Below are 25558 nucleotides of genomic sequence, written 5' to 3'. Positions count from 1 at the left end.
CGCAAAAGACCGGGCGATCAACCCGCCCGCGCCATGCAATGCTCGATCAACGCTTCAAGCTCACGCTGGTAATCGCTCATCAGCGCATCCATGGTGCCGGCGCGGTAACGCTGGCTGCTGTAGATGCAGCGCAAGGCCAGTTGCCCGTCATAGACCTGGCCGACGATTTCCAGCCAGTTGCCCAGATTCGCCTTGAGACTGTAGTTGTCGCCGGTCTCTTCCAGTGCCGGCACCAGCAACGCCTGTTCATCGAAGCTCTGGTCGAACTGCCCGAGGTAGTTGAACGTCACCCGTGCCTGCGGCAGTGCGGCCAGTTGCGCCGAAATGTCCGGCCCGGCCAGATGACGCAGCACGCCATAGCCGATGCCCTTCTGCGGTACGCCCGCCAGTTGCGCCTGCACATCGATGATCGATTGGCCGATGTCGTCGCTGTCCGGGCGTAAACGCACCGGGAACATGCTGGTGAACCAGCCGAGGCTGCGGCTCAGATCGATCGATTCGAAGAGGTCTTCGCGCCCGTGCCCTTCGAGCAGAATCAACGCCGACGGTTGCTCGCTCCAGCGGCACAGGGCGCGGCTGAGCGCTGACAACAGCAAGTCGTTGATCTGCGTGCCGTACACCGCCGGGGCCTGTTTGAGCAGTTGTTCGGTGTGCTCGCGGGACAGCTTGAGCCGCGCCTGCGCCTGTTGCCGCACGAGGTTCTTGCCGCGCGGGTTGTCGCACGGCAGATCAACGCCGGGCTGATCCAGTTGCTCCAGCCAATAGCTCAATTCCTGCTCGGCAATCACCGGCGCCTGCGCCTGCAATGCCTCGGCAAACGAACGATAACTGCTGGTGCGAATCGGCAGTTGCGGCGCCAGCCCCTGCACGCACGCCTCATAAGCGACTTTCAGATCGTCGAGCAGAATCCGCCACGACACGGTGTCGACCACCAGGTGATGAATCACCACCAGCAAGCGCGCCTGGCCATCCGGCAATGCCACATGCATGACCCGCCAGACCGGCCCGTCATTGAGTTTGAGGCTGCGCTGCGCGAGGTTGGCCAAGGCTTCGACCTCTTCGCTGCTTTGCGCTTCACGGCGCCACAGCACAGCCTCGTCGGACGCGCTGCTGCTATAGCGCTGCAACCAGCGCCCGCCGTCGTTGGAAAAACGCAAACGCAACGAATCGTGATGCTGTTCGATCAAGCCCAGGGCCTGTTCCAGGGCATCGAGATCCAGCGGCTGACGTGCGCTGAGCAGCAACGACTGGTTGTAGTGATGCGCCTCGGCCATGCCTTCGGCGAAGAACCATTGCTGGATCGGCAGCAAATTGAACGCGCCCTCTGCGGCAACCTGTGTCAGGTCCGGCAGCGCTTGCCCGGCGCCCTCCTTCGCCACCTGCTGCTCGACGATGCCGGCGATGGTTTGATAGCGCATCAGATCACGCAGCTTCAGCTCCATCTGCAGGGTCGGGTGGTTTCTCACCCGCGAGATCACTTGCAGGCTGAGGATCGAATCGCCGCCCAGTTCAAAGAAGTTATCGCTGATACCCACCTGCTCGACCTGCAGCACCTGCGCCCAGATCTCGGCCAGCAAGGTTTCCTGCTCGGTGCGCGGGGCAACATATTCGTCGCTTTTGAACTCCGGCTCCGGCAAGGCCTTGCGATCGAGCTTGCCGTTGGGCGTGACCGGGAACGCGCTGAGGCAGACGATCTGCGCCGGCACCATGTATTCCGGCAGCGAAGCGCGCAGCCCGGCCTTGAGTTCATCGCCGATATCATCACCCGTGGCGGTGACTACATAACCGATCAGTTGCTTGCCGGAGGCATTGTCGCGGGCAATCACCAGCGCATCGCTTACCGCCGGCAACTGACGCAGGCTGGCCTCGACTTCGCCCAGCTCGATGCGGAAGCCACGCACCTTGACCTGATGGTCGATGCGCCCGACGTAATCGACCACGCCGTCCGCGCGACGGCGCACCAGATCGCCGCTGCGGTACAGGCGTTCGCCGGGCGCAAACGGGTTGGGCACGAAGCGCTCGCCGGTCAGATCGGGGCGTCCGTAGTAACCACGAGCGACGCCGTAACCGCCGATGTACAACTCACCGGCAAAGCCCGGCGGCAGCGGATTCAGATCGTCGTCGAGCACGTACAACGAACGCGCACCGACCGCGCGACCGATCGGCGCGTATGCCGCTTCGCACTGCTGGCTGATGGCGACTTTCCAGAGCATCGGCGTGACCACGGTTTCGGTCGGACCATACCCGTTGGTGAAGTATTGCGGACGCAACGCCGCTTTCACCTGTTCGAAGGTCTGCTCCGGCACCGCATCGCCACCGAAGCAGTAGATGCGCACTGGCGGTGGTGCGATGCCACTGGCGGCGGCGTACTCGGCGAGTTGTTTGAGATAGGCCGGTGGGAAGCAGGCGATGGTCACGCCGTAATCGTGCAGGGCCTGATAGGTCTGCTCCGGCGTCCACAGGCATCCGTCACGGATCACCAGACGACCGCCGCTGTACAAGGTACTCAGCCAGCGTTCATGGGCACCGTCGAAAGCGAACGACATGAAGTGCAGCTCGCAACTGCTCGCGTCCATTTCGTACAACTCGGCGATCGCCTGGCAGTGCATGCTCAGCGGTCCCTGGGTGACAGCCACGCCTTTCGGCCGTCCGGTGGAGCCGGAGGTGTAAACCAGATACGCCAGGCTCTGCTCGTGAACATCGCAGACCGGTGCGGCATCGCTGTAAAGACTGCGATCGAGTTGATCGATTTCCAGACGCAACACGCCATGCGGCGCCGGTAACGTCGCCCGCAGGCTGGTTTGCGTCAGCAGCAGGGTCATGCGCGAATCTTCGATCATGTACGCCAAGCGCTCGGGCGGATAATCGATGTCCAGCGGCACGTACGCCGCACCGCTCTTGAGCACGGCGAGGAAACTCACCAGCATTTCCAGCGAGCGCGGCAACGCCACGCCGATCACCACTTCCGGCCCGGCGCCGTGGGCGATCAGGCACTGCGCGAGTCGATTGGCCTGCCGCTCCAGCTCTGCGTAGCTCAGTCTCTCGCCGGCGCATTGCACGGCGATCGCGTCGGGTTGCTGTTGCGCATGACGACTGATCAGCTCCGGCAACAGGCGCGGTTCATGGCGGTGCGCCGGTTCGGCGCTCCAGGCCTGCGCCGCTTGCCATTGTTCGGCGGACAGACGCTGCAAATTGCCCAGTCGCTCATACGGCGCGGCCATCATCGCCGCGAGGGTATTTTCCAGGGTCAGGCGAATGCCTTGCACCGCCTCGGCGCTGAAGTGGCTGCGCAGGTACAGGTACTCGATCGACAATTCATCGCCGAGCATCACCGCAAGGTCCATCGGCACGTTGGTCACGCCGTGGCCGATGGATTTGCCGAAGGTCAGCTCTGTGTCGGTTTCTTCCTGCAAGCGCTCGTCGATCGGGAAGTTTTCGAACACCACGATGCTGTCGAACAGCGCCTGACCACCGAGGTTCGACCAGCGCTGCACATCGGCTAGCGGTGCCTGGGAATAATCGCGAATGTCGAGGTTGTAGGCCTGCACTTCGCCCAGCCAGTCGGCCAGGCGCTGATCGGCCTGCGGCGTCTGAATGATCGGCAAAGTGTTGATGAACAGGCCGAGCATGTTGCCGACTTTCGGCAGACTTTCCGGACGCCCCGATACGGTGGCGCCGAAGGTCACCGTCTGCTGGCCGGTGTAGCGTTGCAACAGCAGCAGCCACGCGCCCTGAATCAGCGTGTTGGGGGTGATGCGCAGGTCGCGGCAGAACTCCAGCAGGCGTGCGGTTTGCGCCTTGTCCCAATTCGAATAGAGCGCATCGTGACCGGTAACGTCGGCACTGTGGCGCGGGTGCATCGCCTGACTCAGCGCAGTCGGTTCGTTGACCACCGCCAGACGCGCCTTCCAGAACAGCTCCTGGGCATCCTGATCCTGCGCCTGCAACCAGGCAATGAAGTCGCGATAGCGGCCGTTTTCGCCAGTCACCTGGCCCGTGGCGTAGTACTGCAAGACCTCGCCGAACAACCGCGAACTGCTCCAGCCATCCATCAGAATGTGGTGGCTGGTCCAGATCATCTGGTACTGCTCGTCGCCCAGCTGCAGCAAGGTCACCCGCTGCAATTGCGCTTCGGCCAAGTCGAAGCCCAGCGCGCGATCGGCGCTGGCGAATTCGGCAATCGCCGCCTCGCTGCAGTCCTGCTCACGCCAATCGAGCACCTGCATCTGCAGCGGCGCATGGCGATGCACCACCTGCAGCGGTTTGGCCAGGCCGTCCTGCCAATGGAAACTGGTGCGCAGGATCGCCTGACGGACAATGATGAATTCCCAGGCCTGGCGGAACCGCTCCACGTCGAGGCCCCTGATCGGCAGGCTGACCTGTTGCACGTAAAGGCTGCTGCCGTTATCCGACAGCGTATGGAAAAGCATGCCTTCCTGCATCGGCGACAGCGGATAGACGTCTTCGATCAGTTCCGCCGGCACCGGCAAGGCATCGAGTTGCGCCTGATCCAGTTGCGCCAACGGATAGTCGGCGGCGCTGGCTGATTGCGCGTCTTCAAGCGAAACCACTGCGGCCAGTTTCTGCACCGTCTGCTGCTGGAACAGGTCCTTGGGCGTGAAGCAAATGCCCTGCTGCCGCGCGCGGCTGACCAGTTGAATCGAGATGATCGAATCGCCGCCGAGGGCGAAGAAATTGTCGGTCACGCCGACCTGCTCGATCTTCAGAATGTCCTGCCAGACCTCGGCCAACTGCTGCTCCAGCGGCGTCGAAGGCGCGACGTAATCGCGTTGCGCCTGACTGGCGTCCGGTGCCGGCAGAGCCTTGCGATCAAGTTTGCCGTTGGGTGTCAGCGGCAACTGTTCAAGGAACAGCCACTGCGCCGGCACCATATAGTCCGGCAGATGCGCCTTGAGCGCGGTTTGCAGCGCAGTGCTCAGCGCGTCCAGTTGCGCCAGGCTTTGATCGGCTTCGGCCGGCACCACATAAGCCACCAGTTGCTGGCCGCCAATGCCGTCCACCGCCAGCACCACGCCTTCGCGCACGCTGGCCTGGGCCAGCAGACGCGCTTCGATTTCCCCCAGTTCGATACGGAAGCCGCGCACCTTGACCTGATGGTCGATGCGGCCGACGTATTCGATTCGGCCGTCATCCAGAAAACGTGTCAGGTCGCCGGTGCGGTACATGCGCTCGCCGTTGCTCGCCAACGGGTTTGGCACGAAACGTTCGGCGGTCAGGCCCGGGCGCAACAGATAGCCACGGGTGATGCCGTCACCGGCCAGATACAGCTCCGCAGCGATGCCGAGCGGTGCTGCCTGCAATTGCCCGTCGAGCAGGTACGCAGTGGTGTTGCGCAGTGGCCGGCCGATATTGGCCTGGCCGCCGAGTTCGCGACGGGTCCAGGTCGAATACGTGGTGTCTTCGGAAGGCCCGTACAGATCGTAAACGTGGGCAACCGAAGTCTCGCGGTACAGCGTGTCGACCAGCGCCTGCTTGAGCGGCTCGCCGGCCAGATTGATGATGCGCACGCCCGGCGGGATCTGGCCGATGCGTTGTAGCGCGGCAATCGCCGATGGCACGGTGTTGATCAGGCGCACCTGATCACGCTCGGGCAAGTCCGCCAGCTCCAGAGCATTGCGTGCGATGACCATGGATCCGCCGCGCGCAAGGGTGACGAAAATCTCCCACACCGACAAGTCGAAGCACACCGACGTCGAGGCCAGTACGCCTTGCAGATCGTCCTCGCTGTAGACCTCGGCGGACCAGTGAATCAGCGCCTGTACGTTGCGATGGGCGATGGCCACGCCTTTCGGTTTGCCGGTGGAACCGGAGGTGTAGATCACGTAGGCCAGATTGGCCGAGTCGGCGCGCGCCGGCAGGTTGTCCGGCGCTTGCGCGGCGAACGCCTTACCGCCGGCCTCGACCAGCACCACGTGTGCTTCGGTGGACGGCAGTTGCGCCAGCAACGCTTGCTGGGTCAGCAGAACTTTCGCCTGGCTGTCGTCGAGCATGTAGGCCACGCGGTCGGCCGGGTAGTCCGGGTCCAGCGGCACGTAGGTGCCGCCGGCCTTGAGCACCGCCATCAGCGCGATCACCAGTTCCGCCGAACGCGGCAGCGCCACGCCGACGCGCACTTCGGCGGTGACACCCAGCGTCACCAAATGCCGGGCCAGCTGATTCGCCCGCAGGTTCAGTTCGCCATAGCTGAGGGCCACGCCGGCATGACTCAACGCCAGTGCCTGCGGATGTGCTGCGACCCTTGCTTCAAAGCTCTGCGAGATCAGCCGCTCGGCCGGATAAGCGGCGTGATTGTCGTTCCACTGCGCCAGCGTCTGCCGTTCGGCCTGCGGCAGCAGACCGATCTCGCCAAGTGCCCGCTGCGGCGCTGCGATAAATTGCTCGAGCACTTCACGCAAATGCGCCGCCAGAGCAAACACGCTGCGTTCGGCAAAGTGCTCGGTGAGGTAATTGAAATCGAGGTTGAGCACTTCGCTGGCACCAGCGATCAGGGTCAGGCCGTAGTTGGTCTGCTCGCGATGCTCCAGACCAGAAAAACGCAGCCCGCCCGGATTGGCCTCCAGCGCTTCGGACACCGGATAGTTCTCGAACACCAGCAAAGTGTCGAACAGCGCTTCGCCACTCAATGCGGCCAGACGTTGAATGTCCTGCAACGGCGTCTGTTCGTAGTCGCGCAACAGCAGGTTCTTGTCCTGCACGCTGCGCACCCAGTCACCGACGCTGAGGGTGGCCTGCGGGCTGGCGATCACCGGCAGAGTGTTGATGAACAGCCCCAGCTGTTCTTCGATGCCCGGCAAATCCACCGGCCGCCCGGATACCGTGGCGCCAAACGCCACGGTGGCCTGGCCGGTGTAGCGCTGCAACACCAGCAGCCACGCGGCCTGCACCAGACTGTTGAGGGTCACCTGTTGCTGACGGGAGAAGCTGTTCAGACGCTGGGTCAACGCTTCATCGAAATGCAGACGATGCATCTGTTTGCCCGGCCCCGGCACGGTGCGTCCGTGGCAGGCCGAGGCCAGTCGGGTCGGCTCGTCGAGTTCGGCCAGTTGCCCGCGCCAGAAGTTCTGCGCGGCAGCCTTGTCCTGGACTTGCAGCCAGACCAGAAAATCCCGATAGCGGCCCTGTGGGCTCGGCACCGGCTGGCCGGCGTAATCCTTCAGCACTTCGCCGAACATCCGCGAGTTGCTCCAGCCATCCATGAGAATGTGGTGACAGGTGAAAATCAGCCGATGGCGATCGTCAGCAGTGCGCAGCAGGCACAGGCGCAACAACGGCGGATTCTGCAGATCGAAGCCACGCTCGCGGTCGGCCTGCGCCCGTGCTTCAAGCACCGCCGGCAGGTCGGCGGCATCACGCACATCGATTTCCGGCATTTCCAGGGTCAGCTGACGATTGATCACTTGCAACGGCGCATCGAGGCCATCGCGGCCCCAGATGAAACCGGCGCGCAGCACTTCATGGCGATCGACCACACGTTGCCAGGCTTGCTGGAACCGCGCGACGTCGAGGCCGTCGATGTCCAGCAGCATCTGATAGACGTAGGCGCTGGCGTCCGCGTCGTACAGGCTGTGGAACAGAATGCCCTTCTGCATCGGCGCCAGCGGATAGATGTCCTCGATGCGCTGGGCGGCGATCGGCAGGCTGTCCAGATGCGCCTGGGACAAACCGGCCAGCGGCACGTCGGACGGAGTCAGCCCCCCGGAATGACTGAGGCAGTGGTCGATCAATTCGCTCAGCGCCACTTCGTAGGCGCGGGCCAAACCGACAATGGTCGCCTCTTCGAAAACGTCGCGGCTGTAGGTCCAGGTCAGGCTCAACTGGCCCTGATAAACCCGACCATCGATGGTCAGCCAATTGGCCATCGGCGCGTTTGCGTCCTGACCGGCGCCCTTGTCTTCGGTGGCCGGTCGCCACAAGGCGTCTTCGTCGAAGTTGTTATCGAACTGGCCGAGGTAGTTGAACGTCACTTGCGGTTGCGCCAGTTCACGCAGCGCCGCTTGTGCTTCGGCGGTGCCGAGATAACGCAGCAAGCCATAGCCGATGCCCTTGTTGGGAATCGCGCGCAGTTGCTCCTTGATGCCTTTGATCGAGGTTTGCAGACTGGCGTTTGGCGTCAGGCGCACCGGGAACATGCTGGTGAACCAACCCACGGTGCGGCTCAGGTCGATGTCATCGAAGAGGTCTTCGCGGCCATGGCCTTCGAGCTGGACCAACGCACTGTCGCTGGCGGTCCACTCGCAGAGCACCCGCGCCAGTGCGGTCAGCAGCAGGTCGTTGACCTGAGTGCGGTAGGCCGCCGGGGCCTGTTGCAGCAGCTGGCGAGTGCGTTCGGCGTCCAGCCGCGTGTCGACGCTGCGTTCGAAGCGGTTGTTCAACTGGCCCTGCGGATTATCCAGCGGCAAACCGAGCGGAACGTCGCGCAACTGTTCGCGCCAGTAACTCAGTTCGCTGCCCAGCGCCGCGCTGCGCGCATGTTCTTGCAGGCGCAATCCCCAGTCCTTGAACGCGCTGGTCTTCGCCGGCAGATGCACGCTCTGTCCGCTGCTGATCTGCTGATAGGCGCTTTGCAGGTCTTCGAGCAGGATTCGCCACGACACGCCATCGACCACCAGGTGATGAATCACCAGCAGCAGACGCTGACTGGCGTCCGGCATATCGACCAGCGCCGCGCGGATCAGCGGGCCGTTGTGCAGGTCGAGGCTGCGTTGCAGGTCAAGGCACAGCGCTGGCAATGCCGCGCCGTCGTCCAGCGTAAAGCTGCGCAACAAGTCTTGTGGCTGATCCGCCGCGCCGTGGCTTTGCTGCCAGCCCTGCTCGGTTTGGCGATAACGCAGACGCAAGGCGTCATGCTGTTTTTGCACCTGCGCCAAGGCCTGTTGCAACGCTGCGGCTTGCAGGGTTTTCGCCGGGGTCAGCAGGATCGACTGGTTCCAGTGATGCCGCGCCGGGATGTCGCTGTGGAAGAAATACTGCTGGATCGGCGTCAGTGGCGCATCGCCAAACACTTCGCCCTGCTCCGTCTGCACGGCGTCGCTCTGCTGCGCGACGGTGGCCAGACGCTGCACGGTCTGATGCTGAAAAATGTCCTTGGGCGTAAAGCGAATGCCAGCCTGCCGAGCGCGGCTGACCACTTGAATCGAAATGATCGAATCGCCGCCCAGCTCGAAGAAATTATCGTGAAGCCCGACCCGTTCGACCTTGAGCACGTCCTGCCAGATCTCCGCCAGACGCTGTTCCAGTTCACTGCGCGGCGCGGCGTAGGCCTCTTGCACCTGCGCAACGTCCGGCTGCGGCAGCTGCTTGCGATCGAGCTTGCCGTTGGCGGTCAGCGGCAGCCGGTCAAGGAACGCCCAACTGACCGGAACCATGTAATCGGGCAGTGTTTCGCGCAGGTGCGCCTTGATCGAATCGCGCAGGGCGCCCTGCTCGTCCGCGTTCACTGCCTCGACGGGCACGACCCAGGTTGCCAGTTGCTGACCGCTGAGGCCGTCCACCGCCAGCACCACCGCTTCGCGCACCTGTGGATGCTTGAGCAGTTGCGCTTCGATTTCACCGAGCTCGATGCGGAAACCACGGATCTTCACTTGGTGGTCGATACGACCGATGTACTCGATCACCCCGTCGCCGCGCAGCCGTGCGAGGTCGCCGGTACGGTACAGACGCTGGCCGGCCTTGTGGTTGAACGGATCGGGCACGAAGCGGGTGGCGCTCATGCCGGCCTGATTCAGATAACCACGGGCAAGACCGGCACCGGCGATGTACAACTCACCGATGCAGCCTTGCGGCACCAGGTTCAGCGAGCTGTCGAGCAAGTACCACGACAGGTCGACAATCGGCGCGCCGATCGGGCTGCTGTGATTGCTGTGCAGATCCGCCAGCGACAATGGCCGGTAGGTCACGTGCACGGTGGTTTCGGTGATGCCGTACATGTTGATCAGCGTCGGCGCGCGGTCGCCAAAACGTTCGAACCACGGGCGCAGATTCTGTACTTCCAGCGCCTCGCCGCCGAACACCACGTAACGCAGGGCATTGCTGCGGCTCGACTCGCAGGCGACCTGCATCAACGGCTTGAACGCCGACGGTGTCTGGTTCAACACCGTGACGTTTTCATCGCACAGCAGCGTGTAGAAATCCTCCGGCGAACGGCTGACGTCGTGGGGCACGACCACCAGTTTGCCGCCGTACAACAGCGCGCCGAAAATCTCCCATACCGAAAAGTCGAACGCGTAGGAATGGAACAGCGTCCAGCTGTCCTGCGCGCCGAAATCGAACCAGTGCGCGGTGGCGCTGAACAGGCGCATGACGTTGCCGTGCGGCAGCAACGCGCCCTTGGGTTTGCCGGTGGAACCGGAGGTGTAGATGACGTAGGCCAGATTGTCCGGCGTGGTCAGGCATGGCGGGTTACTCGAGATGCCGTGTTCCGGCGCCTGATTCAGATCGAGGCAGACCAGCCCCGGCGGCAGCGGCAATTGCCCGAGCAAATGGCCTTGGGTCAACAGCAAGTGAATGCCGCTGTCGTCGATCATGTAGCTCAAGCGGTCATCCGGGTAGCTCGGGTCCAGCGGCACATAGGCGCCGCCCGCTTTCAGCACCGCGAGAATGGCGACGATCATGTCCAGCGAACGCTCGACCGCAACGCCGACGCACACGTCCGGGCCGACGCCCTGCTCGATCAGCGTATGCGCCCACAGGTTGGCGCGGTGATTGAGTTCAGCGTAAGTCAGGCGTTGCCCGGCAAAGCTCACCGCCACCGCATCGGCATGCCGCTCGGCCTGGGCCTCGATGGCTTGCTGGATGCACTGGGTCAGCGGTTGTTCAATCAGCGACGGATTCCATTGCGCCAACAGCTGTTGCTGCTGGCCGGCGTCGAGCATCGGCAATTGGCCGATGCACCGGGTCGGCTCGGCGACGATCGCCTGCAACAGCGCGGTCCAGTGTTGCGCCAGGCGCTCGATGGTCGCTGCGTCGAACAGGTCAGTGGCGTACTTGAGCGCCGCTTCGATGCCGTGCGCCTGTTCGGTAGTGTTGAGGGTCAGGTCGAATTGCGCGGTCTGGCTCTGCCATTCCAGCGGTTCGATGTTCAGGCCGTTAAGGCGCGTCGCAACGCTCGCACGGCGCTCGGCCTGGTGGTTGAACATCACCTGGAACAGCGGACTGTGGCTGAGGCTGCGGCCCGGCTCCAGCGCTTCGACCAGTTGCTCGAAGGGCAAGTCCTGATGCGCCTGCGCCTCCTGGGCGGTCTGTTTGACCTGACGCAGCAGTTCGACAAACGGCAGCTCTGCGTCGATGTCCGCCTTGAGCACCTGGGTGTTGACGAAGAAGCCGATCAGGCGCTCGATTTCTACCCGGCCACGGTTGGCCACCGGCACGCCGACACGGATGTCGCTTTGCCCGCTGTAGCGATGCAGCAAGGCCTGAAACGAAGCCAGCAGCAATACGAACAGGGTGACGTTTTCCTGCCGGGCAAAGGCCTTGAGGGCATGGCTCAGCGCCGGATCGAGAATCAGGTTGTGGCTGGCGCCGGCGAAGCTCTGCTCCACCGCGCGCGGGCGATCCAGCGGCAACTCCAGCACCGGTTGTTCGCCGCCGAGTTTTGCCTGCCAGTAGGCCAGCTGCCGCTCCTGCTCACCGGCCTCCATCCACTGGCGCTGCCACAACGCGTAATCGGCGTATTGAATCGGCAGCGCCGGCAGACCGGCGTCGTGACCGAGGTTGAAACCGGCGTAGAGCTGCACCAGTTCCTCGATCATCACTTGCAGCGACCAGCCATCGGAAACGATGTGATGCAGGGTCAGCACCAGCACATGCTCAGCGGGGTTGACCTGTAGCAGCGCGGCACGCAGCAACGGGCCGTGCTGCAGGTCGAAAGTCTTCTGGCTCTGGGTCTGGACGAAAGCCTCGATCGAGTGCTCCGGGTCATTCGCCAGTTCAGCGCTCAGGTTGTGAATATCGAGGGTAAAAGGTCCTGCGGGCAGGACCACTTGCAAGGGTTGCGCGCTGTCTTGAGAGAACACCGTGCGCAAGGTTTCGTGGCGTTCGATCAGCGCCGCGATGCTGCGTTCCAGTGCCGGCACATCCAGCGGCCCCTGCAAGCGCAGGGCCGTCGGAATGTTGTAGGCCGCGCTGTGCGGTGCCCACTGCCAGAGGAACCACTGGCGCTGCTGAGCGTAGGACAGCAGCAACGGCTCTTCAGCCGTGCGCTTGAAAACCGGGGCAATGTCAAAGAGGTTGACGCCTTTCTGCTTGAGCAGAACCGCCAGAGCCTTTCTTTGCTTAGCCGAAAGTTGTCCTACCGACTCGATTAACTCTTGCACGCGTTTTTCCCTCTCAAGAAATCAGTTTTTCCAGATCATCGAGGGATAGACGTTTGAGGGCCTCCAGTGATTTAGCCAATTCATCCTGAACGGGCGACATTTCGACGCGCAGCGCTTCGATCCGCGCGCAGAAATCCTTGAGGGTGTCGGTTTCGAACAGCGCCTTGAGCGGCACCTTGTCGCCGAGGCGCTCCTGCACCCGGGTCACCACCAATGTCGCCAGCAACGAATGGCCGCCGAGCTGGAAGAAGTTGTCCGCCAGCCCGACCCGCTCGATTTCCAGCACTTGCTGCCAGATCGTCGCGACCTCCCACTGCAAGTTGCTTTGCGGTGCCTGGTATTGCTCCTGCGTCGGGCTCTCGCCCAACGCCATAAGCGCCTTGCGATCGAGCTTGCCGTTGGGCGTCAGCGGGACCGCTTCGATCAGGTGCAGGTGCCCCGGCACCATGTGCGCCGGCAAGCGGCTGACCAGCGCACTGCGCACCCGCTCGGTCAGCGTCGACTGATCGCTGGCCGATGCGGCGACGATGTAGGCATGCAGGTGTTTGCCAGCGGCGCCGTCCTGCGCCAGTACCACCGCTTCGCCGATATCGTCGAGTTCCAGCAGACGCGCCTCGATCTCGCTGAGCTCGATGCGGAAGCCGCGAATCTTCACCTGATGGTCGGCGCGACCGATGTACTCGATGTTGCCATCGTCGCCCTGGCACACCAGATCGCCGGTGCGGTACAGGCGCTCGCCATTGCTCGCGTAAGGATTCGGCACAAAGCGTTCGGCGGTCAGCGCGGCACGACGCAGATAGCCGCGCGTCACCCCGGCACCCGCCAGGTACAGCTCGGCCGCCACGCCCTCGGGCAGCACCTGCAACTGACTGTCGAGCAGGTAGGCCACGGTGTTGTCCAGTGGCCGGCCAATGTTCGCCCGGCCCTGCGGCGTGCGCAGGGTGAAGGTTGAATAAGTGGTGTCCTCCGACGGCCCGTAGAGGTCGTAGGCCTGCTGCACCTGAGTGCTGGCGTAGAGGCTGTCGACCAGACTCTGCTTGAGCGGCTCGCCGGCCAGATTGATGGTGCCGACCGAAGTCGGGATCTGCCCGGCCCGTTGCAACGCGGCAATCGCCGACGGCACAGTGTTGATCAGGGTGACCTGCTCGCGCGCCGGCAAATCCGCCAGCGCCAGAGCGTTGTCGGCCAGCACCAGGCAGCCACCGCAGGCCAGCGTGACGAAGATTTCCCACACCGACAGATCGAAGCAGATCGAGGTCGAGGCCAGCACACCGCGCAATTGTTCTTCGCGATAGACACCCGCTGACCACTGAATCAGCGCCGACAGATTGCCGTGGCTGATGGCTACGCCTTTCGGCTTGCCGGTGGAGCCGGAGGTGTAGATCACGTACGCCAGATTGTCTGCCGCGAGATTAACCAGTGGCGCAGCATCCGGGTATTCGCTGGCGACGCTCGCGTCCACCAGCAGCACCTGCGCACTCAAGGTTTCGGGCAGCATCGCCAAGGCCGCTGGCTCAGTGAGCAGCACCGCCGCGCGGCTGTCGTCGAGCATGTGCAGCAAGCGCTCCTGCGGGTAATCCGGGTCCAGCGGCACATAAGCGCCACCGGCCTTGAGGATCGCCAGCAAGCCGACCAGCATGTCCGGCGTGCGGCGCATGCACACGCCGACGCGCACTTCCGGCCCGACGCCCATGCCTTGCAGCTTGTGCGCCAGACGATTGGCCCGGGTGTCGAGGTTTTGGTAAGCGATGGATTGCTCAGCGAACAGCACCGCGTTCGCCTGCGGCTGACGTTGCACTTGCGCGGCAATGTGCGCCAGCACCGTGCGTTGATCCGGCGTGGTAACCGGCGCCTTGCCCCACTCGATCGCTTGTTGCCGTTGTGGCTCGGCGAGCAGTTGCAGCGCCCCCAGCGGCTGCGCGGCGTCGGCGAGGAACTGCTCGAGCAGGCCTTGCAACTGCGCACTCAACGCATTGATCGCTTGAGCGTCGAAACTGGCCTGATCGTAACTCACGCCCAGACTCAGCTCACGGCCGGTGATCGCCACCAGGGTCAGCGGATAATTGGTCTGCTCCTGACGGAGGATCGCCGAGAATTTCAGGCCGGTCTGCGGACCCTGAGCCAAGGCCTCGGCCATCGGGTAGTTTTCGAACACCAGAATGCTGTCGAACAACGCCCCGGCGCCCATACCGGCCCAGCGCTGAATGTCATACAGCGGCGTGTGTTCGTGCTCGCGCAAGGCCAGGTTGAGGTCTTGCACCTGTTGCAGCCATTGGCTGACGCCGATCTCCGGCGATGGCGCCGCCGCCACCGGCAAGGTGTTGATGAACAGACCGATCTGCTGCTCGACACCCGGCAAATCCGTCGGCCGCCCGGCGACAGTCGCGCCGAACGCCACGTGATCCTGGCCGGTGTAGCGCTGCAACAGCAGCAGCCACGCCGCTTGCACCAGCGTGTTGAGGGTGACTTTCTGCTCGCGGGCGAAGCGGTTCAGTTCTGCGGTCAGCGGTTCGCTGAACACATGCTGGTGATCGGCATAGCCGCTGGCCGCGTGCCTGACCGGCATGGCACTGGCCAGTCGCGTCGGCTCTTCGAGATCCGCCAGCGCCGTGCTCCAGAACTGCCGACTGGCCTGCTGATCGCGCTGGCCGAGCCATTCGATGTAATCGCGATAACGCCCCTGCCCTGCGCTCGGCGTGATGCCGGCGTAGCGTTGCAGCACTTCGCCGAACAACTGCGAAGTGCTCCAGCCGTCCATGAGGATGTGATGGCAGGTGTAGATCAGGTGATGAGTGTGCTCATCGGTGCGCACCAACGTCACGCGCAACAGCGGTGCGTCGAGCAGATCGAAACCGTTGTGCAGGTCTTCAGTGGCGAGATGATCAAGTGCTGAATCAAGGCCGGCGCGACCGCGCCAGTCCTGCACTTGCCACGGCATCTGCACACGGCTGCGTACCACCTGCACCGGCGCGGCGGCATCCTGCGGCCAGACGAACGCCGTACGCAGAATATCGTGGGCTTCAAGGGTCTGCTGCCAGGCCTGGCGGAAGCGCTCGGCGTCGAGCTGCTCGACATCGACGCGCAGCTGATTGGTGTAGGCCGGGCTATCCGGCTCGTTGCGGCTGTGGAACAGAATGCCTTGCTGCATCGGCGACAGCGGGTACAGATCGACGATGTCACGCGGCGCCATCGGCAGCGCCGACAGCTGCGCTTGCGTGAGATTGGCGAGGTTGAAGTCCGAGGGTGTCACGCCACCGGCCGCGCTGTCGCAGCAATGTTCGATCAGGCGTTGCAGTTCGCGGCGATAAGCCTCGGCCAGCGCCTCGATGGTCTCGGCGCGGTACATGCCGGTGCCGAAGGTCCAGGTCAGTTCCAGCTCTCCGCCGAGAACCTGACCGTCGACGCTCAGCCAATTGCCCAGCGGCGCTTGTCCATCCTGATTGGCGCCGGTGCTGTCAGCGCTTGGCAGGAACAACGCACCCTGCTCAGCGCTGAACGCGCCATCGAACTGGCCGAGATAATTGAAGGTTACCCGTGGTTGCGCCAACGTCTGCAACTCGGCAGCACGCGTGAGGTAACGCAGCACGCCATAACCGATGCCTTTGCCCGGCACGGCGCGCAGTTGCTCCTTGATCGCGCACAGCGACGCAGCGGGATTGGCCTGCGGGGTCAGGCGCACCGGGAACAGGCTGCTGAACCAGCCGACCGTGCGGCTCAGGTCGATGTCGTCGAACAGGTCTTCACGACCGTGGCCTTCGAGCTGGATCAACACCGAAGGCTGCTCGCTCCAGTCACACAACACCCGCGCCAATGCGGTCAGCAACAGGTCGTTGATTTGCGTGCGGTAGGCCGCCGGGGCGACTTTCAATAGCTTGTCGGTCAGTGTCTGGCTCAGGCGCGTACTGGCGCGGGCGGCCTGGGCGCGGGTCTGGCTGTCCTCGGCGAAATCCCGTGGCAGGGCCGCGTCGTCGGCAGCCAGGGTCTGGTGCCAATAAGCGCTTTCGGCCGCCAACGTTTCGCTCTGTGCATAACGATGCAACTGCTCGGCCCAGTTGTGCAGCGAACTGCTCTGGCCTGGCAACACCGGCGCCGTCCCCGCCGCCAATGCGTGGTAAGCCTGCTGCAAGTCTTCGAGCAGAATGCGCCACGACACGCCATCGACCACCAGGTGATGAATCACCAGCAACAAGCGCTGCTCGGCATTCGGCAGGTTGACCAGCACCGCGCGCAGCAAATGCCCGCGGTGCAGATCGAGGCTGCGCTGCGCCGCGTCGGCCACGGCCGGCAAGGCATCGAGGCTGTCCAGCTCGCGTACCCAGAGCAATTCGGCATCACCCTGCGGCTGCGGCAGTGCCTGCCAGTGATCGCCCGACTGCACAAAGCTCAAGGCCAGCGCTTCGTGCTGTTCGACCAACGTCGCCAGCGCCTTGCGCAAATGCACGGCGTCCAGCGCCAAGGTCGGTTGCAGCATCACCGACTGGTTCCAATGCTGGCGCTGGGCGATCGGGGTCTCGAAAAAACGCACCTGAATCGGCAGCACCGGCAACGGCCCACGTGCCACAGGTGCGGCGACGGCAGCCGGTTTGGCTTCGATCAGTCTGGCCACGGCAGCCAATTGGCCGATGGTCTGTTTTTCGAACAACTGCTTGGGGCTGAGCTTGATGCCCTGGCGCTTGGCCCGGGCGATGATCTGCAAGCTGAGGATCGAGTCGCCACCCAGTTCGAAGAAGTTATCGCTGCTGCCGACCCTTTCGAGCTTGAGCACCTCGGCCCAGATCGCGGCCAGTTTTTCCTCGATCTCACCGACCGGCGCGACGAACTGCTGGCTGACCACGCCGGGCACTGGCAAGGCACGCTTGTCGAGTTTGCCGTTGGCAGTCAGCGGCAGCTTTTCCAGCAACAGCAACTGCGCCGGCACCAGGTAATCCGGCAGCCGCGCCTGCAATTGCTCGCGCAGCTCCTGCGCCTGCACCTTCGCGCCCACTGCCGGCACGCACCACGCCAGCAGTTGCAGGCGCGCCGGATCGTCATCCAGTGGCAGCGCGAGCACGGCGGCTTCGCTGATGCCGTCGAGACTGAGCAACACCCGCGCGACTTCCGCAGGCTCCACACGGTAGCCGCGCACTTTGACCTGATCGTCGGCACGACCGATGAACTCCAGCGCCTGGTCGCGATTGCGCCGGACCCGGTCGCCACTGCGGTAGACCCGTGCGCCCGCTGCACCGAACGGGTCGGGCAGGAAGCGTTCTGCGGTCAGCGCTGGCTGATTCAGGTAGCCAAGGGCAACGCTGTCGCCGCCGATGTACAACTCACCGGCAACCTGATCGGCCACCGGGTTGAGCACATCGTCGAGCACATAGACATGGGCACCGGCCAACGCCGTGCCGACCGGAACACTGCGTGCTTGCGCGGCAAGCACTTCGACCTCATGGGTCAGCACGCCCACGGTGGTTTCGCTCGGCCCGTAGTGGTTGATCAGACGACAGCCCGGCTTCAGTTGCTGCACGCGCTCGACCAGTGCCGGCGAACAGGCTTCGCCGCCGACGATCAGTGCGTGTTCCGGCAGCACATCGGCAGGCTTGGCCGCCTGCAACAGCGCGGCGAGATGCCCGGGGACGATCTTCAGCACGCCAACGCGATGGCAGGCCATGTATTCGGCAAAGCGATCCGGGTCGAAGCCGAGTTCTTCCGGCAACACATGCAGCAGTCGGCCCGAGCACAACGCACCGAACAGCACGGTGAAGCCAAGGTCGGCGGCGATGGTCGAGACCAGCGCCATGCTGGCCTCGGGCGCCGGCGCCAGACGCTCGAGTACACCGCGCACATAACTGCCCAGCGCGCCGTGGCTGACCAGCACGCCCTTGGGTTGCCCGGTGGAACCGGAGGTGTGAATCACGTAGGCCGACGACTGCGCATACAGCGTCAGCTCAGGCGCGGACGTCGGCAGCGAGTGCCACTGCCCCGGTGCAAACTCCAGACCCTGACAGCCCTCAGCCGCCAGTTCGCCGAGCCGTGAGTCGCCTTCAGCACCGATCAGCGCCCGCGCCTGGGCAGCGCCGAGCATCTGTTGCAGGCGCGCGCTTGGCGCCTTGACGTCGAGCGGCATGTACACCGCGCCAGCCTTGAGAATCGCCAACAGGCAAGTCAGCCAGTCCAGCGAACGTTCCAGCAGCACCGCCACCGGTTCGCCAACGTTGACGCCCTGCGCACGCAAATAATGGGCGAGACGGTTGGCTTGTTCATCCAGCGCCTGGAAAGTCACCGTTTGCTTGAGATCCCGAGCGGCCAGCGCCTGCGGCTGCCGCGCCACTTCACGCGCCCAGTGTTGCAACACCGTCAACGCCGGTTCGCGGTGAATGGCAAGCGCAGCAGGCCGCCGCGTGGCTACGATGTGCAGTGGCGCCTGCGGCGAGTTGAGCAATTGGCTGAACAGGTCCAGCAACATCGGCACAAAACCGGCGACCGTTTCCGCCCGATAGAGATCGCTGGCGTAGGTCATCTGACCGTGGATCAGTGCGCCGTCGTCGGTGATGTCCAGGGCCAGATCGAAATGCGTGCCGTCCTTGGCCAGCGGGTATTCGCTGACGGTCAGGCCGGGCAAGGCCATCGAGCGCTGTTTCTGCATGCCGACGTTCTGGTTGAATTTGGCCTGGAACAGCGGGTTGTGGCCCAGGGTGCGTTCGGCGACCAATTCGTCGACCAGTTGCTCGAACGGCAATTCCTGATGCGCCTGCGCGCCGAACGCCGCTTCACGCACCTGCGCGAGCAAATCGGCGAAACTGCCGCGCTCATCGACCTGGCAACGCAGCACCTGGGTGTTGACGAAAAAACCGATCAGCCCCTCGACTTCGGCGCGGCCACGGTTGGCATTCGGCACGCCGACACGAATGTCGCGCTCGCCGGCCAGACGCGAAAGGAACAGCGAGAATCCGGCGAGCACCAGCATGAACAGGCTGATGCCCTGGCTGCGCGCGAAGGCATTGAGCTGCTGCGAAAGGTCAGCACCGAAATCGAAACTCAGGGTCTGTCCTGCAAAGCTTTGCGTCAGGGGTCGGGCAAAGTCCGCTGCCACTTCCAGTAGCGGATGCTCGTCGCCCAGTTGCTGACGCCAGTAGTCGAGCTGGCGCTCGCCCTCGCCGGCCTCCAGCCAGCGCCGCTGCCAGATCGCATAGTCGGCGTATTGCAACGGCAGTGCTGGCAATTGCGGCTCGCGCTGCAAGCTGAACGCCTGATAGCACTGCACGAATTCCTTGACCATGACGTCCATCGACCAGCCATCGGAGACGATGTGATGCATGCTCACCACCAGCACGAACTCATCGTCGGCCAAAGCAAACAGGCTGGCGCGCAATAACGGGCCGTGGCGCAGATCAAACGGTTGCGCGGTGACGTCTTGTACGTGTTGCGCGAGCAGTTCTTCGCGCTCTTGCGCGGCGGTGCCGGTCAGATCGAAGCGTTCCAGCGCAATACTTTGTTGCTCGAGAATCAGCTGATGCGCTTGATCGCCGTCGGTGTGAAACACCGTGCGCAATACTTCATGGCGCGCCAGCAGATGATCGAACGAGCGGCTCAGGGCTGACTCATTCAGCGAACCTTTGAGGCGCAAGCCAGCGGCCATGTTGTACGCGGCGCTGTGCGGTTCGAGCTGCCAGAGAAACAGCAGGCGCTGCTGGGCGAACGACAGGGGAACCTGCGCACAGTCGTGGCGGCTGACCGGCAGCGGCAACAGGCTGAAATCCTTGCCCTCTTCGCGCAATTTGGCGAGAAACAGCCGACGCTGTTCCAGCGGCAGGCCGACGAACCTTTTTGCAATACGTTCCGCCATCGTGCCGCTCATACTTCTTCTCCTTGCAAAGCATTCATGAACTGATCCATGTCGGACCAGTCGTCGTCGCCGCTCACCTCGGCCAGTTGCCCGAGCACCTCGGCCAGATCCGCCAGCAGCGGTTTTTCGAACAGGCTGCGCAGTGGCAGCACCACGCCCATCTGCTCCTTGACCCGGGCAATCACCTGCGCGGCCAACAACGAATGACCACCCAGTTCAAAAAAGTGATCATCCAGGCCCACACGCGGCACGTGCAGCACCTCGGCCCAGACCTGCGCCAGACACTGCTCGGCCGGCGATTGCGGGGCGCGGTAATCGCCCTGCAACTGCGCCGGATCCGGCGCTGGCAAGGCCTTGCGGTCGAGCTTGCCACTCGGTGTCAGCGGCAGGTTCGCCAGCAACAGCAGATGCCCCGGCACCATGTAATCCGGCAGGCTGGCTTGCAGCGCGGCGCGGGTCTGCTGACGGAATGCCGCTTGCGTCGCCGCGCTGGCGAGCACCGCAGGTTCTGTCACAACGTAGGCGACCAGTTGCGCACCGCCCGCGAACGGCACCGCCAACACCACTGCTTCGCGAACGCCCGAACATTGCTGCAGGCGCGATTCGATCTCGCCCAGTTCGATGCGAAAGCCACGAATCTTCACTTGATGATCGACCCGGCCGACATACTCCAGCGCGCCATCGCCGCGCAGCCGCGCACGGTCGCCAGTGCGATACAGGCGCTGGCCGTCGGCAAACGGGTCGGCAATGAAACGCTCGGCGCTGAGGCTCGGTTGGCGGTGATAACCGCGCGCCAGACCCGGTCCACCGATGTACAACTCGCCCTCCGCGCCTTGCGGCAGCAGGTTCAGATCATCGTCGAGCACGTACAGGCGCCGCGCCGCCAGGCCCTGGCCGATCGGCATGCCGCGCCACGACACGTCCTGCGCGGTCAGCGCGGTGCAGTCATGAATCGTCGAGACCACCGTGGCCTCGGTCGGGCCGTAGGTGTTGAGCAGGCGCACATGGCCGAGCCCGGCCTGTTGCCACAATCGCAAACCGTCCACCGCCATGGCTTCACCGCCGACGTGAATCTGCCGCAGCGCGCCGAAACTTGCCGGCGGTTTCGCCGCATATTCCTGCACCAGCCAATACCAGTAGGCCGCTGGCAGATCAGCCAGGGTAATGCCCTGATCGATGATCACCTGATGCAGCGTCGCGCTGTCCCACAGCGGTGCATCGCGCATGACCACGCTGGCGCCATGGCACAGCGGCGGGAAAAACTGCTCGACGAAACCGTCGAAACTGCTGGTGGCGAATTGCAGAACACGGTCGCCTTCACGCAAATCGCTGTAGTCGATGGCGCGGGCAATGAACTCGCTCAGCGCGCCATGACTGACCGCCACGCCTTTCGGCCGCCCGGTGGAACCCGAGGTGTAGATCACATAAGCGAGGTTGTCGGCTTCGACAGTGACCGGCAGATTGTCGCTCTGTTCGCTGGCGGGCAATTGCTCCAGACACAGGCATTCGATGCCGTCGAGCGGCGGCAGGCTGGCGAGGCTTTGCTGGTCGCCGAGCAACAGTTGCAAACCACTGTCAGCGAGCACATGGCGCAAGCGTTCGGCCGGCGTCTGCGGATCCAGCGGCACATAGGCACCACCGGCCTTGAGCACCGCCAGCAGCGCCACCGCCAGTTCCAGCGAGCGGCCCAGCGCAACACCGACTAGTACGTCCGGGCCGACACCCTGTGCGCGCAACTGGTGGGCCAGACGATTGCTGCGAGTGTTGAGTTCGTCGTAGCTGAATGCCGGCGCAGGCGCAGTGGCCAACCGCACCGCCGGCGCTTGCCCAGTGCGCGCGACCTGCGTTTCGAACAGGCTTTGCACGCTAATGAAACGAGGCGCTGGCGCGGTGGCCTGGATCAAGGCGTGGCGTTCGTCTTCGGCAAGCATCGCCACATCGCCGATCAACTGCTGCGGGTCACGGCACACCGACTGGAGAATGTTGCGCCAATGCCCGGCCAGCGCGGCGATGGTCGCGGCGTCGAAAATATCCGTGGCGTACGTGAAGGCGGCAAACAATTGCTCGCCCTCCTCACGGGTGTCGAGCATCAGGTCGCTGGTGGCCGCATGTTGCCGGCCGCTGCCGGCCAGTTGTTCCTCGCTCAGATAGCCCACGCGCAAGCCGGAAGCGAGTTGCGCCTGATGCAAATCGGTAACCAGCGGCTGGTGGTTGAACATCACTTGAAACAGCGGATTGTGGCTTTGGCTGCGCGCCGGTTGCAGGGCTTCGATCAGGGCGTCAAAGGGCAGATCCTGATGGGCCTGGGCGCCGAGGGCGGCCTGGCGCAGGTTCTGCAGCAGCTCGGCGAATGGCGTTTGTGCAGTAACCGCGCTGCGCAGGATCTGCGTGTTGACGAAGAAACCGATCAGCCCTTCGGTTTCACTGCGGGTGCGGTTGGCGATCAGCCCGCCGACACGAATATCGGTCTGGCCGCTGTAGCGATGCAACAGGGTCTTGAACGCTGCCAGCAACACCACGAACAAGGTTACGCCCTGACGCTGGGCAAGGTTTTTCAGCTCTTCGCGCAGGGCTGCGTCGATCACCGTTTCCAGGCGTGCGCCCTGATGGCTGGACTGCGCCGGATAGGCGCGATCGGTGGGCAATTCCAGCACCGGATGTTCGTCACCCAGTTGCGTGCGCCAGTAGTCCAGTTGCCGCTCGCGCTCGCCAGCCTCCAACCAGCTGCGCTGCCACAGCGCATAGTCGCGGTAATGCACGGTCAAGGGCGCCAGCGTCGGTTCACGCCCGGCCACCAGCGCGTCGTAAGTGCGCATGAATTCGTCGATCAGAATATTCATCGACCAGCCGTCGGCGATGATGTGATGCAGGGTCAGCAGCAACACATGTTCCTGCTCGGCCAGGCGCAACAGACGCAGACTCAGCAGCGGGCCGTTCTGCAGGTCGAAGGCCTGGGCCGCCTCGGCCATCATGTGCTGCTGCGCCAGCGGCCAGCGCTGGGCTTCGGGCACCGTGCTCAGGTCAGTGACGGGCAGTTTTAGTGGCTTTGGTTCGGCCACGCGCTGGAAAGCACGCTCGCCGTCCTGGCCGAAGGTGGTGCGCAAACATTCGTGCCGCGCCGCCAGACGGCTGAAGGCCTGCTCCAGTGCCTCGACTTGCAATTCACCATCCAGACGCACCGCCATCGGCAGGTTGTAGGCGGCGCTGGTCGGCTCCAGCTGCCAGAGAAACCACATGCGCTGCTGCGCGTAAGACAGGCCGTCACGCTCGGCGATGCCGTCGCAGGCGGTCATGGGCAGCTGCGCAAAATCGATGCCTTCGCGGGCCATGCCGGCGAGGAACAGACGGCGTTTGTCCTGGGGCAATTCGATAAAGCGGCGGGCTAGTTTCTGTGCGTCTGCGGCATTCATGCGTGGAGTCCTTGCTGATCGGCGGCGTGACCTGGAGACCCGGTCGTATCAACAAGAACGAATGGCCGGCGCGATGATTTAGCGCGCCAGCGGCAATCACGGCCCGACGGTTCAAAGGCCAGACAGACAAATGCCGAAGCCGGTACAGGCCCGGATTCGGCATTTGAGTTGAAGGGTTGCGAACAGGTCAGCGCACGTCCTGCGAATGCCCTTCGGCCATGGCCACGATGACTTTGCGCGGCCCTTCGAACGGTGAGCGCGCGTGAGCCGAGAGCATGTTGTCGAGCATCAGCACATCGCCCTCCTGCCAGGGGAAACTGATCGCACAGTCGTCGAGCACCGCGCGAATCTGCGCCAGCACTTCGTCTTCGATGGGCGAGCCGTCGCCGTAATAGACGTTACGCGGCAGGTCTTCTTCGTCAACGATGTCGAGCAGGCTTTCGCGCACGTCCGCTGGCAGGTTGGAGATGTGAAACAGGTGCGCCTGATTGAACCAGACGTGATCGCCCGTTACCGGGTGCACCGCCACCGCCTGACAGATCTGGCGCGTGCGCAACTCGCCGTCGTCCTTCCACTCGCAGACAATGCCGTGAGCCTTGCAGTAGGCCTCGACGACTTCACGGTCTTCGGTGTTGAACACGTCTTCCCAGGCCACATCGAGGCCATTGCCGAAGTTGCGCACGTACATCAGGCCTTTGCTGACGAAACGCTCGCGGATCGCCACCGGGATGCGCCGGTAGACTTCGCGGCTGTCGGCAATCGGCGTCTCGCCGCCGGACCTGGCGGCGATCATGCTGTAGAACCAGATCTTCATCGGCCAGTCGCGGGAATAGGCCTGTTCGTTGTGCAACGGAATGCTCTGGTGCGCCGGGTATTCGGTGGAGGTGTACACGCCTTGGGTGACGTTGGTACGCGGCGTCGAGCCGAACTCGTAGTTGAGCAATGGATGGCCGAAACTCGCGGCAAACTGGCGGAACTGCTCGGCGCCGTCGAGGCGGAAGCCGCGAAACAGCACGCCACCGTCGCGCAGCAGATGCTCGTCGACCAACGCCTTCAATTCATCGAATACCGCCAACAGATCGGTGTCGGCATCGCCCGCCTCGACCAGCAGCGGCAAACGTCCGCGCTGCGGCAGCAACGGCCGCACGGAAAACCCCAGAGCAACAGCCATGACTGGCCTCCTGAAAATGATAGATGGGTCGCGTCTCAGAACGCCGGTTGCGCGGCCTGCGCATAGCGCCGGTGATGCACTTCCAGATGCGTCTTGATCGTGCGAATGACCCGTGCTTCGTGCTCATGAATGAAGAAGTGCCCGCCGGTCATCATGTCCACCGAGAAGCTGCCCAGGGTCTCCTTGCTCCAGCCGATCAGTTGTTCGGTGGTGGCGCGGTCTTCCTTGCCACCGAGCACGTGCACCGGGCAATTGAGCAAGGGCCGCTCGGCAGGCGTGAAGCGCCCGCACATCATGAAATCGGCGCGCAGCACCGGCAGGGTCAGGCTCATCAATTCCCGATTGGCGAGGACTTCTTCGCTGGTGCCCTGAAAGGTGCGCAACTGTTCGATGAGTTCCTCATCGCTGCGCGGTTCGGCAAAGCCGCGGTCGTAATCGCTGCGCATGGACGGTGCGGCGGTGCCGGAGGCGAACAGCGCCAGCGGCTCCGGCACACCCAATTCGCGAAAGGCATGGGCCATTTCGCAGGCGAGCAACGCACCGAGGCTATGCCCGAACAACGCATACGGGCCTTGCAGCCCCGGCTTGTGCTCGCGCGCCAGTTGCCGCGCCAGTGCGCGCATGTCGGTTTGCAGCGGTTCATCGAACCGCGCGCCACGTCCCGGCAGTTCCACCGGTTGCAATTGCAGCCACGTCGGCAGTTGACGCCGCCAGCGGCTGTAAACCATGGCGCTGGCGCCCGAATAGGGCAGGCACAGCAATGTCAGCTTGGTCACCGCGCTTTCCTTGAAAAATGTGTCTGCAAGAAAGACGGATCACT

5 protein-coding genes are annotated in these 25558 nt (G+C 63.7%); all 5 read right to left on the bottom strand.

From position 1 onward, the window contains the following. Positions 1–17: 17 nt before the first annotated feature. The 5 genes from FEE99_RS14075 to FEE99_RS14055 all read right to left on the bottom strand — a co-directional run bounded on the left by FEE99_RS14075 (position 18) and on the right by FEE99_RS14055 (position 25514). Entirely contained in the window at positions 18–12332 is a 12315-nt protein-coding gene (locus FEE99_RS14075) for a non-ribosomal peptide synthase/polyketide synthase (RefSeq protein WP_041479058.1), read from the bottom strand. 13 nt (positions 12333–12345) lie between these two features. Next, positions 12346–20169 (bottom strand): non-ribosomal peptide synthetase, encoded by a 7824-nt coding sequence (locus tag FEE99_RS14070; RefSeq protein ID WP_041479060.1) that lies wholly within the window; start codon positions 20167–20169, stop codon positions 12346–12348. Further along, complete coding sequence (locus FEE99_RS14065; protein ID WP_041479062.1) at positions 20166–23567, bottom strand: non-ribosomal peptide synthetase; 3402 nt, start codon at positions 23565–23567, stop codon at positions 20166–20168. Before FEE99_RS14065 ends, FEE99_RS14070 begins: the two co-directional genes overlap by 4 nt. Positions 23568–23754: 187 nt before the next feature. Next, positions 23755–24738: a TauD/TfdA family dioxygenase gene (locus FEE99_RS14060; protein WP_041479063.1), complete on the bottom strand. Its 984-nt coding sequence runs from the start codon at positions 24736–24738 to the stop codon at positions 23755–23757. A 35-nt stretch (positions 24739–24773) separates the two neighbouring features. Continuing rightward, on the bottom strand, positions 24774–25514 hold the full coding sequence (locus tag FEE99_RS14055) for a thioesterase II family protein (RefSeq protein ID WP_041479065.1): 741 nt from the start codon (positions 25512–25514) through the stop codon (positions 24774–24776). Positions 25515–25558 lie beyond the last annotated feature (44 nt).

It is taken from the genome of Pseudomonas sp. ef1 (genome assembly GCF_007293365.2).
Taxonomy (GTDB): domain Bacteria; phylum Pseudomonadota; class Gammaproteobacteria; order Pseudomonadales; family Pseudomonadaceae; genus Aquipseudomonas; species Aquipseudomonas siliginis.
The sequence above is the reverse complement of the archived record's forward strand: the minus strand, read 5'-3'. Positions and strand labels throughout refer to the sequence as shown.

Bases quoted from the DNA above. Each gene is read 5' to 3' on its own strand.
- FEE99_RS14065 (WP_041479062.1), bottom strand. From the start codon at position 23,567: ATGAATGCCGCAGACGCACAGAAACTAGCCCGCCGCTTTATCGAATTG.
- FEE99_RS14070 (WP_041479060.1), bottom strand. From the start codon at position 20,169: ATGAGCGGCACGATGGCGGAACGTATTGCAAAAAGGTTCGTCGGCCTG.
- FEE99_RS14060 (WP_041479063.1), bottom strand. From the start codon at position 24,738: ATGGCTGTTGCTCTGGGGTTTTCCGTGCGGCCGTTGCTGCCGCAGCGC.